This window comes from Leisingera caerulea DSM 24564 (genome assembly GCF_000473325.1).
Classification (GTDB): Bacteria; Pseudomonadota; Alphaproteobacteria; order Rhodobacterales; family Rhodobacteraceae; genus Leisingera; species Leisingera caerulea.
The window spans coordinates 1412946-1426018 of the sequence record NZ_KI421513.1; the positions used below are offsets into that span (position 1 = coordinate 1412946).

Here is a 13073-nt window from a genome sequence, read left to right on the forward strand (position 1 = left end):
TGGCCCGCAAACTCAACTGCGCCGGGGCAAGCTGGTTTACGCGGCAAAGGCGCGGGTGGCCTGGGGCGCCGTCGTTTTACATTGTCGGGGAATGGTGCCCAGGAGAGGACTCGAACCTCCACGTCCATACGGACACTAGCACCTGAAGCTAGCGCGTCTACCAATTCCGCCACCTGGGCAGGTGTCGTGGGATGGGCGTATAAGATGGTTTTCAGGGGGCGTCAAACGGAAATAGCGTGCGGCAAGCCAGGTTCTCCGGGATTTGCAGCCGGGCCCGCAAAGGTCTTTGCCGCCGCTGTCGGCGCGGCAATTTCGCTTGCCTACAACAGAACCCAGCATTATGAAACCAACGGCGCCGGTGTAGCTCAGCTGGTAGAGCACGTCATTCGTAATGATGGGGTCGTAGGTTCGAGTCCTATCACCGGCACCAGTTTTCCCTGTAGTCTTGTGCATGATCGCTGCTGCGTCCCGCCGGCGGACGGCAGTTCCAGCGCGTGTCCCCCGCTTTGAGGCCAGCGGCCGTCGGTGGGAGAGCTGATTGCATATGCCGCACCAGTCAGCAGCGCCGGATTGAGCTGCCGGGGATGGCATGCCCCAGCCCGGTTTGCCATAATGCCCGGCGGGTGGTCCGGCGCCTTGCGAAAACAACACCCTATGGCCGGGTTCCGGAGCCCGGCGGTTCAGACAGGCCCCTGGAGCAGACTGATGACCCAGAAAACCGTTCTCGTCACCGGCTCCTCCGGTTTTATCGGCTACCATCTGTGCCGGCGCCTGCTGGACGACGGGTTCCGGGTCGTTGGCATCGATAACCTATCGGATTACTACAGCGTGCAGCTGAAACGGGACCGGCAGGCAATGCTGGAGCAGCACCCGGACTTCAGCGTCATCAACCGCAGCATCGAAGAGCCTGGCGTCGTCCTGCGGGTCTTTGAGGAGCACAAGCCTGATTATGTGGTCCACCTCGCGGCGCAGGCCGGGGTGCGCTATTCGATTGAGAACCCCCGCTCTTACCTGGAAAGCAACATCACCGGCACCTTTGAGATCCTCGAAGCCGCCCGCGCCCATCCGCCCCGGCACATGCTGCTGGCCTCCACCTCCTCGGCGTTCGGGGCCAATACCGACATGCCCTACAGGGAGACCCAGAAGGCCGATCACCAGATGTCGTTCTATGCCGCCTCCAAAAAGGCGACCGAGAATATGGCGCATTCCTATGCGCATCTGTTTGATCTGCCGGTCACCATGTTCCGCTTCTTTACCGTCTACGGCCCGTGGGGGCGGCCGGATATGGCGCTGTTCAAATTCACCAGGGCGATCCTCGCGGGGCAGCCGATCGACGTCTACAATTACGGCGGCATGCAGCGCGACTTCACCTATATCACCGATCTGGTGGAGGCCGTCCGGCTGCTGCTGGACGCGGCGCCGCAACGCCCGGCGGATGGCGTGGTGCCGGAGGGCGACAGCCTGTCGCCGGTGGCGCCGCACCGGGTGGTCAATATCGGCAACTCCGAGCCTGTGCAGCTGAATGACTTCATCGCGGCGGTCGAGGCCGCCACCGGCCGCACCGCGGAACGGAACCTGATGCCGATGCAGGCCGGCGATGTGCCCGCCACATGGGCCGATGCGTCGCTGCTGCGGAGACTGACCGGCTATACGCCCAAAACCGGCGTGGCCGAGGGCGTGGCGCAGTTTGTCGCCTGGTACCGGGAGTATTATCCAGCACCCTGACATGCGGCGCCTGACCGCCGTCAGCGGCGGTGCGCCAGGGGTCAGGCCGCCGTTCATGCCGGTATCCGCCCGATGCCGGCGCTGCCAAGATCACGGTCCCACAAGCGGAAACGGCCAAGGCTGCCCTTGAATGCAGGCGCCAGGCCGATGTCGGCTGCCGCCAGATCCGGTAGCGCCGAGGGCGCAGGCGATCCCGCGGCGGTCTCTCCTTTCGCCGCGAGCTCCAGTTGCGCAGCCGGGTGGCGGGCGGCAAAGCTGACAGGCACGTTTAGACCGGGCGCACAGGCGGATGCTGCCCCGCTCGCCGTACTGGCCGCGCCGGAACGTGCGCTGGAAACCTGGATCTGGCCGGTTGCCGTGCCGGCGGTGTTCAGCCCCGCACTCAGGTGGTTGCCGCTGTCAGCCCGCCAGTCGAAGAACCGCGCTGCCGCCCCGGACCCGGTGTCCGTAAAATTCATGCGGCCCTCCAGCGCCAGCGAGACCGCAACCGGCATGGTTGCAGGCAGCACGGATGAACGGATGGCCAGAGTCTCTGCCGGGCGGGAGGCTGCGCGGCCTGCTGTGGGGATGAAGGAGCCGGGCGTGTATCCGGCCGTCACCTGGAAGGCCGTGCAGACATGCGATCCGGTGACCTGCGCACCAGGTGACAGGTTCAGGGCATCGTGGGCCGGGAACACTTGCACGTCAGCCGTGGCATTCAAGCCGGTCAGGAGGGACGGGTCATAGGTAAACCACGCGAACCAGTGGGTTCCCATGTCGATGACATCCCGCATCTTCGTTCCGTCAGGCTGCACCGCAAGCCCGCTGTTCCAGTGGTCCTTGATGGCTCCGGTCACGGTATCGAACGAGATGCCGCAGAACTGGTTCGATCCGACAGACAGGCGCGCGCTGAACAGCGACATCTGGGACGGGTTCTTGCGGACCAGGCAGGATGCGGTGTGAACCCCCGCGATAGCGCCGATGCCCGCGGCGCAGTGCGCGAAACCCGTGGCGCTGCTGTCGGTCAGCTCCCATGCGGGGATGCCTGCAATAGTACCGGACGCGGCCACCGCCAGCTGATTGTTCTTGACCCAATAGGCAGCGGCAAAGTCATGGCTCTGCTCGACGATATTCACCGCTGCCTCATCCTCGATGAGAATCCCTTCCAGGGCGCCACGAACATAGGCATTGCGGCGCGCCTTGAAGACTGGCGCTGCTTCGGCCGGGACATAGCTTGCGAACTCGGCCCCCAGGGCGTTGTCCGGATTGTCCGCCATGCCGCCGAGATCGGAGCGGCAGACCCATTGTGCGAAAACATCCAGGGCCTCGGTGCCGTCGGGACCGGTCACGGCATGCGACACTGCATTGTCTGACATCCCGGCGCTGAGCGTGCCGTTCAGCGCGGAGCCGTCCGCGGTGAACGTGATGCTGCAAATGCAGCTGCCATCGGCCAGCGGTTTAACTAGCGCAAGGTGGCCTGCGCCCTGGGTTGCGATCGTCCCGCCCTGCAGGTCGAACAGGGTAACCCCGCCGGCGCCGCTGCCGTAGCCTTCGGACGTCATGGCAAGGTAGCGCAGGTTCACCTGCCGCACATGGGCTGAGTAGGTGTAGGTGCCCGCATCCGGCAGCGTCACCCCGGCCCGCCGCGCCTCGGGCACCGTTGTGCCGGTTCCTGCCGCTGCCGTGAGCCGGGTTTTTGTGGCGGACGCGGCAACTGCGGTGCCCTGCGCCAGATCCCCGGAATGGGCCAGCAGGTTGTGGGCAGCCCAGACATGCGTGCCCGCCTCGCTGGTGAAGGTGCGAAGACCGGCGCCGTTATAGACGAAAATGTCGTCAAAGCTTTTGGCCGCGCCTGCCTGAAGGTACCGGTCCTGCCGGAAATCCAGGTCAATCAGGGCGGCAGGCGGCGACCAGCGCCCCTGCGCGGTCTCGCCGGTCATTGACAGGCCGATACCCAGCATCAGTACCACCCCGCGACAGTTGCCGTTGTGCCGGTTGCTTCGATCCCGGCGGCAGAGAAGGCAAACGTCTCGCCTGCGGCGACGGGATAGATAATGACCGTCCCCGCCGCATCCCGGACTGCCAGATCCCCGGCGGAGACCACCCGCAGCACGCGCGGACGCACCGGCAGATCGGTGCCATCCTGCGGGACAATTTCAAAATGGGTTGCGGCCGGGCTCTCCAGCCCGCGGCGATGGCTCGCAAACGGATCGGTTTGAGGCATGTGTGTTCTCCAGAAATTGCAGACCTGCTGAAACCTGCGTCCCGATTCCTCCGATAGGCTGCATGGTGGCTTATCCGGGTTAAGGCTGGCAAAAGCGGGCGTTCGCCGGTTTGCCGCGCGGCGCAACGCCTTTCCGGCCTGCGCCGCAGCTGCTGCGTGTCAGCTCTCCGGCAGCGTGACAGTGCATCCGGAGGCGTGCCTGCTGTTTCGAGCTGTGAAGAAGATGAGGCCGCGCGGAAATGCCGACAGTTTCCGCTGCAGGGCCCAAGCGCAGGGCGGTTTGAAAGCGCGCCAGCCCTGATGCCGGCCCCCGGCTGGCTGGCCACGGCGCCGGTGCAGCGAAGCCTTGCGCGGCGGAGGGCGGTGCAAACGGCGGTGCCAGGGCCAGCCCCTTGAACATGGGGCTGCCTTGATTATGAAGGAGCAACTCTGACTGGGCAGGGCAGGGGCTGCGCCACTCTGTTTTCAAACCGCACTTCAAAGGAGCGATCATGAGGCAGGAACTGATCTTTAGGCCTGCATCCATGCGCCTGGCCGTTTTCATGCTGGCGGCCGTGGCCGAGGCTGTGGCCATTCGCCTGCTGACCTTTGAAACAGACCAGTTCTCCTGCAGAAACGTGTCCGCATATGCGCTGTGCCGGGGGATGCGGACGCTTCCTCTGAGCGTTCTTTTCATGAGCGTGGCGGTTGTGGTGATGACGATTGCCCGCCCCCGGCTGTGGCACGCCTATGTGCGCCTGGCGGGCGCAGCGCCGTCCCGCCGCCTGTTTCCGGCCGGTCTGCATCTGCTGGGGCTGGGGCTGCTGCTTGTGCCGCTCTGGCAGCTTCCGCTTGCGGAGCTGGAGGCGCAGTTCAGCCTGGCGGCGCCGGTGTTCCTGGCCGGCGCAGTGCTGGCGCTCCTGGGCGCTGCGCTCTGGCTCTTGCCGCTGCGCGCCTGGAAGCAATGGTTTCTTGGCAATGGCGCCTTTCTGCCGCTTGTGGCCGCCGGTTTTTTCCTGCTGCCGCTGGTGGTTGAGGCCACTGGATGGCTTTGGGGCGAAAACCGCGCCTTGACCCGGCTGACGTTCCAGGCCGTGAGCGGGGTCTTCGCATTGACCGGAACCGACCTGTTCAGCCTTCCGGGCGAACGCATCATCGGCCTCAATGATTTCAGGGTCCGGATCGCCTCGGGCTGCTCGGGGGCAGAAGGCGTGGCTCTGGTGGCAGTGTTCATGGCGATCTATGCCATGCTGGCGCGCCGGACGTTGCGCATGAGGCCCTACTGGATGATTCTGTTCCCGCTTGCGGTCTGCCTCAGCTGGATCTTGAACGTCCTGCGGATTTCCGCGCTGATCTGGCTGGGCGCCAATGTCTCGCCAAAGCTGGCGGTGGACGGGTTTCACTCCTATGCGGGCTGGCTGATGTTCTCGCTGCTGGCCTTTGCGGTTCTGGCCATCGTCCACAACATGGCCTTTTTCCACAACAAGGCCGCAGCGCCGGGCACCCGGCCCGGCCTGCCCGTGAGGGCGGATCCGCTGTTTGCCAGAATCGTCCCGTTTATTCTTTTCATGATGAGCGGCACCATCACGCCGCTGCTTTGGGAAAACCCCGCTGACGGCTACCCGCTGCGGGTGGCGTTTATGCTGCTGGGGCTGGCGCTGTTCTGGCCTGCGCTGAAGGCCATAGACTGGCGCGCCGGGCCCGCCGACTGGCTGACCGGCTACGCGGTGGCGGCGCTGTGGCTCTGGACGGCCCCTGAGAGCACTGCCAGCGCGTCCGGGGCGCCTGATCTGTTCTGGATCCTCTGCCGCCTGCTGGGCACGGTGCTGCTGGTGCCGGTCATCGAGGAGCTGTTCTTCCGCGCCTATGTGCTGGAGCGTATCGCCGGCACTTCCGCGGCGTCTGCCTGGCGTGTCCTGGCCGGTCTGGCGGTCAGCAGCCTGCTGTTTGCGGCGCTGCACGACCGCTGGGTGGCGGGGGCGCTGGCGGGGATTGCGTTCGGCCTGTTGTATTTGCGGACCCGCCGCCCCGGCGGCGCCGTGCAGGCCCATATGCTGGCCAACGCCATCATTGCCGCCGCGGCCATCGCCAGCAAGAACTATGATCTGATCTGACCCGGCCGGGTTGAGCGCCGCAGGGCAGGGCGAAACTCTTAAAATTTGCCTAACATGCGGGCTAAAGTGTTGATAATGTACTAATTTTTGCCACATCCGCACCCCGGCCAGCGCGCAGGGGTTTTCTATCCAGTCTCCAACGCCCGTTTTTGCATTGGAGATCTGACCATGCTGGCACTGAACATTGCTTCTTCCTCTGCCCTGCCGGGGCGCGCCCGCTCCATCTTCCGCAAGGCCGCCAAAACCGCCGCTGCCGCCTGCCTGGCGCTGGCGGTGCTGCAGCCGCAGGCCGCCGCCGCCCAGCAGACCTATGTCGTGGGCAGCGACCGCGGCGGTTATCTGCACGACCGGCTGATCGAGCTGAAAAACCTCAAGCGCAGCGGCGTGCGGGTCGAGATCCGCGGCCGGGTCTGCTATTCCACCTGCACCATGTTCCTTGGCCTGCCAGGCACCTGCGTCGACCCGAACACCACCTTCGGCTTTCACGGCCCCTCGCGCAGCGGCCGCCGCCTGGCGCAGGAGAAGTTCGACTATTTCAGCCGTGTGATGGCGGACTTCTACCCGGAGCCGCTGAAAGCCTGGTTCATGGCGGAAGGCCGCAACCGGATTTCCGGCATCTACAAGATCAAGGGCAGCGAAATCATCCGCATGGGCGTGAAAGCCTGCCGCAGCGCCTGAGCGGCTCTGCTTGCCCCGCTGCGGGCAGGCAGTTATCACTGGCTGACTGATGAAGCCCCGGCTCGCTGCCGCGCGCCGGGGTTCACTGCGCCAAACAGGCCACCGGGAGAATCGCTCATCGTGCTGTCGTCCTTGCTCCGGAAGTTCGGAAAAGGTCCCGCCTTCGCGGACCCCGCGCCCGGGGAGCCGCTTTGCGTGATCGGCGATGTGCATGGCTGCCTGCCGCTGCTGCAGCAGATGCTGGCACAGGTGCCGCAGGATCACCGGGTTATCCTGGCCGGGGATTATGTCGACCGGGGCGAGCAAAGCGCCGAAGTGCTGCGCTATCTCAGCGCGCGCCCGGATCTGACCTGCCTCATGGGCAATCATGAGGACATGCTGCTGCGTTTTCTGAAAAACCCTGCCGGCGATGGCGGGCGCTGGATCAGGAACGGCGGGCTGCAGACCCTGGCATCCTTCGGCATCTGCGGCGCCCGGCCGCAGATGAGCGCAGATGAGCTGCGCGGCTGCCGCGACCGTCTGCAGGCGGTGATGGGGGACGCGCTGATTGGCTGGATTGAAGGCCTGGAGACTTCGGTACTGTCGGGCACCGTTCTGGTGGCCCATGCCGGGGCTGACCCCGGCGCGGCTGCGGACGAGCAGGAGGAGGACACGCTGCGGTGGGGCCACCGGGAGTTCTTCCGCACCCCGCGCCAGGACGGGATCTGGGTCGTGCATGGCCACACCATCGTCAGCAAGCCCGTGGCAGAGCGGGGCCGGATTGCCGTTGATACCGGCGCTTATGCCACCGGAACCCTGTCTGCGGTCTGTCTGGATGGCAGCGCGCCGCGGTTCCTGAGTGTGCGCCAGGAGCGCGCTTGAAGCGCGCACTGCGGTGCAGCCCGGATACAGCCGGGCAGGAAAACCATGCCGGCCCAAACTGCAAGTTGAGGGATGGTTAAGAAACTGCTAAGCGCCTGAGAGGGAGTTTAACCATTACCTTTTGAGGCCGAGCAGATGAAATCTCTTTTTACCGCCGTTAGCACCGCTTTTTTTGTCAATTGCATGACACTGTCCGCCGCATTAGCGCGGCCTGGCAAGGGTAATGGCAATGGTTGGGGAAACGGCAACGGTAACGGCGGCAACGGAAACGGCAATGCGTGGGGCGTGCCGGAAATAGATGCCAGCGCTGGCCTGCTGACACTTGCGGCAGTTGGCGCTGCATTGGCCCTGGTCTGGGAAGTGAACCGCCGCCGCGCCTGAGCAGGGGTTTAGCGCTCCGGAGCGGCTTGCTGCCGGACGTCTGGCGGGACAAGAGGTTCGTCTTGCCTAGACTGCCCGGGTGCGCTTCTTACGGCATATCCACACCGTGAGAGCGATCAGAAGCATGATTTGCCAGACAAATTCCGTGACCGCCTGAAGGGCGCCGCGTGTGATAAACAGCATACTGCCACCGACCACGAGCGCGATGAAATAGGACAGCGTTGCTGAGGGTTCGGACCGCAAAAGCTTGTCGATTCTAGCCACGGCAAAGCCTGCAACGAAAATCAGAAGCGCTCCGAACAAGTGGAAGTTCAAATAGGCTTCGCCGAATAGCGGCATTGACAGGTTGGTGTTGGCGCTGCCCAGCCATTCCGAGACGATCTGACCGGAGTGCACTGGCTTGTCGGGCCAAACCTGTCGCGGAATAACGGATAGGGCGCTGTTGACCAAGCCCGAGCCGAGGTAGAGGCCGAACTCTTGCGCCCAATAGACCCCGTGCATCATTGACTGGTAGCCGTCGAAATCGCCTGCGGCAAAAAATTCCTGCCAAGCGCCCGATGAAATCCGGTCCCATTGCCTTGAGGTCCGGCTGAAGACGCTCAGCAGGGGATAGAGCAAGATCGAGCCTGCGAACATCGCCCAGAAGGTCCAGAATTTTGCCGCTGTGCTGTTGAGCGGCGCAAACAGCAGGATGAAGGATGCGACGAACCCGATCAGCCGCCAGCGCGCGGAATTCACCGGGTTCACGAAGACAAACAGCGTGGCTGCCATCACCACAAAAAGCCAAAGGAAGATGCGGCGGTTCTTTGGATGGGGGTCGTTGCGCGCAATGAAGCCCGCCACCAGTGACAACGCAAAAAGCAAAAGCGAGACGCGTTTGAAAATCGCAAAACGGGGCCCCCCTGCGTCAGACAGCGTATGCTCGATCTGGATGCGGGGTGTCGTAATGATGTCGAGTCCGATCCACGCGTATAACAGCAGCGTGAAAAAATAACCGGCAAGCAGTATAGGCAGCGCCAGCTTGGCCGACAAACCAGCTGTCCGGCGCGCCGGCGGCAGGTATTTTCCGCGCATCCCGTAAAAAATGCCTGCGTGCAGAAACAGGCTGAAGACAAGACACATGAAAGAGGTCTTGCGCAGCAGTTCCTGAGAAACGACCTGATAGGCGATGGGCCAAGGGTAAAGACCGATACTGGTATAGACCAAAGCCGGGAACAAGGCGCCGAAGGCAAAGTAATAGGAGACCTGGATCGACGCAAAACCGGCATTGGGGTGCACGATATAGTAGTAGATCGCGAAAAGATTGATCATGAAGGCGCCGCCCAGATACAGGTAATGCAAGTCCTGCAAGAGCACGCCATTGAGCAGCGTCCGGTTCAAAAGCACCAGCGAGCCTACCGCCAATGCCGCCATAAAAACGAAGCTGAAGAGGATGCGCCTGTTTTGAGCTGCAACCAAGGCCTTATCACTCACTCATAGCTGTCGGTCACCACATGCCATCGCAGTCCGCCTGCAAATGCATATCGGTGGCTGTCCGGTTTGAAAATTTTCTGCCACGTCAAATAGTTTTGCAAAAATACCTGCGCCCTGGGGAGGCATGCAGCGCAACGCAGGCTCCGCTGCACTGCTCAGTTGCACAGCCCGGGACGCTGCGATAGTAGCAAGGCATCTCTACGTCGTCTATTTCCTTGCGCATAGATATTCATGCCGCTTCGCACAACCCTATTTCGGGTGACTTCCCTTGCCCTGCTGGTCAAGCTGGCCGGCGCGCCGCTCAACTATTTGATGCTGGTGGCGCTTGCGCGGGCTATGGATCTTGAGGGTTACGGCGTCTTTGCCTTTGGGTTTTCCGCGGCGCTGACCCTGGGACAGATTGCGCTGATGGGCCAGCAGCAACTGGTCATGCGCGTGCTGCCCGCCAATACAGAGCCCGAAAACGCTCCGGTCTGGAAGGCGGCGCTGGCCTATGGGCTGCGCCATGTGGCGGGGGCGGGTGCCGTGCTGACCCTGGTGTTTGCGCTCTACAGCCTTGCAGACGCCGAAAACCGGCCGATGCTGGCGGCTGCGCTCTTGGTCCTGCCCATTGCGTTTGCTGAATTTCAATCGAGCGTCTTGCGCACACAGAACCGCATTCTGGGTGCACTGGTGCCGCGCGATATCCTGTGGCGGCTTAGCGTGATTGCTGCCGCCGGCCTGGTGATGCTGGGTATCCTGCCACAACTGGAGCCGGCGTGGGCGTTTCTGCTTTGCGCGGGCACGCTGGCGTTCTGGCTCCTGGTGCAATCGCGCTTTGATCCCGCCACACGCTACCGCACTGCCATCGCGGGGCCCCGCACGCCGCACACCGCTGAGTGGCGGGACATGTCCAAAAGTTTTTGGCTGGCCTCGGTGGTGATTGTTTCCGGCCCGAACCTGGCGGTGGTGGCCATCGGTCTGGTGATGAGCCCGGAAAAGACAGCGCCGTTTTTTGCCGCGTTGAAAACCGCGCAGCTGATGACGCTGCTGCTGCTGGCGGCCAACCTCGCCGTGACCCCTATGATTTCGCGCGCCTACGCTGAGGGCGCCCGCGGCACGCTGCGCAAAATCTGCCAGTCCGTTTCAGCGGCTGCGGGCGGGTTTGCGGCCCTGGGGATGGTGGCGTTTTGGGCCTTTGGGGGATTTGCCCTGAGTCTCTTCGGCGCAGGCTACGCCACCGCCAAACCCGAGCTTTTGATACTCTCGTTCGGCTTTGCCGTCAGCGCCGCTGGCGGGCCGAACGGCATTCTGATGCAGATGGCAGGCCAGGAGAAAGCATTCGCAAGGCTGTCGCTGATCTGGAATGCAGCCGGTTTGGCCGCGCTGGTCCCGGCGGTCTGGGCCTTTGGCACCCTGGGGGCGGCGTCGGTCGTGGCGCTTTCGACCATCGCGTGGAATGTGCATGCCTGGTACCTGTGCCGCAGCCGCATTGGTATCGACCCAAGCCTGCTGGGGTTCATCCTGCCCCGGCTGCCGCAAGAGGATTGAGGACATGACGGATCGGACCAAACGCGTCGTCTTGGTGATGGACTACGGAGATGTGCGCGGGGGGCTTGAAAAGGTCTGCATCGAAAGCGCTTTGGCGCTTAAGGCCCAAGGCAAGGATGTTGTGTTTTTCTGCGGCGTCCCGCCTTTGGATCCGCGCCTGGAAGCGGCCGGGATCGAGACCCACTGCCTGGGCGTCAGTGATATTGCCAGCAACGCGTCCCGCCTGGCAGCCATCAGGACAGGGCTGTGGAACAGGACCGCCGGACAGAAACTTGACCAAGTGATCCGTGACACAGACGATCTGAGCGCGACCGTTGTGCATGTGCATTGCTGGACCAAGAGCCTTTCGAGCGCGATCGGACCTGTGGTGACTGCGCCTGATGTGCGTCATGTCTTTACGATGCACGAATATTTCTTTGCTTGTCCTAACGGCGGCTTCTTCGATTATCCCCGCAACGGGATATGCGGCAAACGCGCCATGAGCCTGTCTTGCATGGTGACGAATTGCGATGTCCGCAACCCCGCGCACAAGGCCTTTCGGGTGGTTCGCCAAGGCATGCAAAAGACGTTTGGAAGGTTGCCCCGCGGTGTGCGCAACATCATCTATATCTCGGAACTTCAGCACGAGGTGATGCGCAGCTACTTCCCGGCTGCGACGCGCTTTTTCAATGTCGCAAATCCGGTGATCGACGAAAAACCGGAACAGGTGGACGTCGCCGCCAATGAGGCGTTTGTTTTTGTCGGGCGGCTGGCTGCGGCCAAGGGGGGCGTGGAATTCGCCCATGCGGCCAAGGCCGCCGGCGTGCGGGCGGTCTTTATCGGTGACGGTCCGCAAAAGGACGAGATCCGCGCGGCCTGTCCGGAAGCAGAAATTCTAGGCTGGATCGAAAGCAGCCAAGTGGCGGGCCTGTTGCGCGAAGCGCGCGCCCTGGTTTTTCCCAGCCTATGGTACGAGTGCCAGCCGCTTGTGCCGCTTGAGGCATTGGCAGCCGGCATTCCCGTCATCAGCGGCGATTGGACCGCCGGACGCGAGAGTGTGGTGAACGGCAGGAACGGCATCATCATTAAGGACCTGGACCCGCAAGGCAGCTTCGGTGCCGCGCTGGCTGCTCTTAAGGATCCGGAGGCGGCGCGCCGTTACGGCAACGCCGCCTATCAGATGTTCTGGGCGGACCCGCTTACCATGGGGCGCCACCTGGACCGGCTGAATACGGTCTACGAGGCAATCTGATCCCGGGTGCGGGAGGGTGCCGGGCTTGCTTCGATATGCCGGCGCAAAAGCGCGATGTCTTCCTCTGCGAAGGCCGTGGTGTTCTTTTTGAACCAGACCTTTTTGATCATTCGCTTGAGCTTGATAGGCAAAAACTGCCGCAGCCGGTTTTTCCAGCCTGAGCGAAGCAGCCAGACGTTGAGCCGTTCAAAACGGACGGAATCGCCTGCGTTTTGCTCGTCCACGCTCAGATCAAACTTTTCTGGGTCGATCCCGAGGAAAGCGGCCACCTTGGCGAGCGCAGCTTCGGTATCTGCCACCATCTCCTCAAAGGTCATTTCGAGGATGTTTTCGGCAGGAAAGATGCTTTTGTAGTGCGCAATGGCGGCGTCATAGCGGCTCTGGCGGATCAGGAAACGCCCCGGCAGCGGCGTGGTGCCGTTGACCTCAAGCTCGATTTCTTCCCGCAAGCTGCGGTCCGATTGTCCCGAGCGCGTCGCCAGTTTGTAATGCGACAGCGCGCGGCCCACCGGATTTCGGGTCTGAATGATCAGCTTGGCGTCCGGGGCATACTCAAAGATCCTCTCCGCCGCGCCATCGCAATGCATATAAGTGGTGGATCCATCAAGGCGGTAGCGCGCGTTGAGCCCCTGGAAGAGATATTCGTAGTGCGCCTGTTCGCGGAAAATCGCAAACTGCATCCGTTTGGCGGACTTGCGCGCCACATATGCCGCCGGGTCCACATCGTTAAGGTGGCGCATGGCCACGAAGTCCTCGGGGTACTCGTGCTGAGAAAAGAAATTCGGCTCTTTGATCGGGGGAATGTCAACGTCGGGATGGGATGCAAGCAAAAATGCCAGCTGAGTGGAGCCAGTGCGCGGGGCGGCGATCAAAAACAGGTTCGGTTTCATAGGTTGGG

Annotated in this window: 11 protein-coding genes and 2 tRNA genes; 8 read left to right on the forward strand and 5 right to left on the reverse strand. The window is 62.9% G+C overall.

Going from position 1 to position 13073, the window contains the following annotated elements:
• Positions 1-92: 92 nt before the first annotated feature.
• Positions 93-179, reverse strand: a tRNA-Leu gene (locus tag CAER_RS0114280).
• A gap of 175 nt (positions 180-354) precedes the next feature.
• Between CAER_RS0114280 and CAER_RS0114285 the strand changes: the two genes are divergently transcribed.
• Positions 355-430 (forward strand) — tRNA-Thr (locus CAER_RS0114285).
• Between the two features lie 275 nt (positions 431-705).
• On the forward strand, positions 706-1725 hold the full coding sequence (locus tag CAER_RS0114290; protein ID WP_027235998.1) for an SDR family NAD(P)-dependent oxidoreductase: 1020 nt from the start codon (positions 706-708) through the stop codon (positions 1723-1725).
• Between the two features lie 53 nt (positions 1726-1778).
• Here CAER_RS0114290 and CAER_RS0114295 read toward each other — a convergent pair whose 3' ends face one another.
• Together CAER_RS0114295 and CAER_RS0114300 are read right to left on the reverse strand one after the other, a co-directional pair.
• Entirely contained in the window at positions 1779-3665 is a 1887-nt protein-coding gene (locus CAER_RS0114295; RefSeq protein WP_027235999.1) for a phage head spike fiber domain-containing protein, read from the reverse strand.
• Positions 3665-3928: a spike base protein, RCAP_Rcc01079 family gene (locus tag CAER_RS0114300; protein ID WP_027236000.1), complete on the reverse strand. Its 264-nt coding sequence runs from the start codon at positions 3926-3928 to the stop codon at positions 3665-3667. The genes CAER_RS0114295 and CAER_RS0114300 overlap by 1 nt, the downstream gene beginning before the upstream one ends.
• Positions 3929-4419: 491 nt before the next feature.
• On the opposite strand from CAER_RS0114300, the gene xrtE reads away from it, so the two are divergent.
• From xrtE to CAER_RS0114325, 4 genes are all read left to right on the forward strand, one after another.
• Positions 4420-6021: an exosortase E/protease, VPEID-CTERM system gene (gene xrtE / locus CAER_RS0114310; RefSeq protein ID WP_027236002.1), complete on the forward strand. Its 1602-nt coding sequence runs from the start codon at positions 4420-4422 to the stop codon at positions 6019-6021.
• Between the two features lie 168 nt (positions 6022-6189).
• On the forward strand, positions 6190-6699 hold the full coding sequence (locus CAER_RS0114315) for a hypothetical protein (RefSeq protein ID WP_027236003.1): 510 nt from the start codon (positions 6190-6192) through the stop codon (positions 6697-6699).
• A gap of 195 nt (positions 6700-6894) precedes the next feature.
• Positions 6895-7560, forward strand: coding sequence for a metallophosphoesterase (locus tag CAER_RS28015; protein ID WP_245597366.1), 666 nt, complete (start codon positions 6895-6897; stop codon positions 7558-7560).
• Between the two features lie 135 nt (positions 7561-7695).
• Positions 7696-7941, forward strand: coding sequence for a VPEID-CTERM sorting domain-containing protein (locus tag CAER_RS0114325; protein WP_027236004.1), 246 nt, complete (start codon positions 7696-7698; stop codon positions 7939-7941).
• A 66-nt stretch (positions 7942-8007) separates the two neighbouring features.
• Here CAER_RS0114325 and CAER_RS0114330 read toward each other — a convergent pair whose 3' ends face one another.
• Positions 8008-9414 (reverse strand): hypothetical protein, encoded by a 1407-nt coding sequence (locus tag CAER_RS0114330; RefSeq protein WP_154667778.1) that lies wholly within the window; start codon positions 9412-9414, stop codon positions 8008-8010.
• A gap of 258 nt (positions 9415-9672) precedes the next feature.
• Between CAER_RS0114330 and CAER_RS30070 the strand changes: the two genes are divergently transcribed.
• A complete protein-coding gene (locus CAER_RS30070; RefSeq protein WP_027236006.1) occupies positions 9673-10944 on the forward strand; it encodes a lipopolysaccharide biosynthesis protein in 1272 nt (423 codons plus the stop codon).
• A gap of 4 nt (positions 10945-10948) precedes the next feature.
• Entirely contained in the window at positions 10949-12175 is a 1227-nt protein-coding gene (locus CAER_RS0114340; RefSeq protein ID WP_027236007.1) for a glycosyltransferase family 4 protein, read from the forward strand.
• Here CAER_RS0114340 and CAER_RS0114345 read toward each other — a convergent pair.
• On the reverse strand, positions 12160-13065 hold the full coding sequence (locus tag CAER_RS0114345; RefSeq protein ID WP_027236008.1) for a sulfotransferase family protein: 906 nt from the start codon (positions 13063-13065) through the stop codon (positions 12160-12162). The two genes, CAER_RS0114340 and CAER_RS0114345, sit on opposite strands and share 16 nt — an antisense overlap.
• Positions 13066-13073 lie beyond the last annotated feature (8 nt).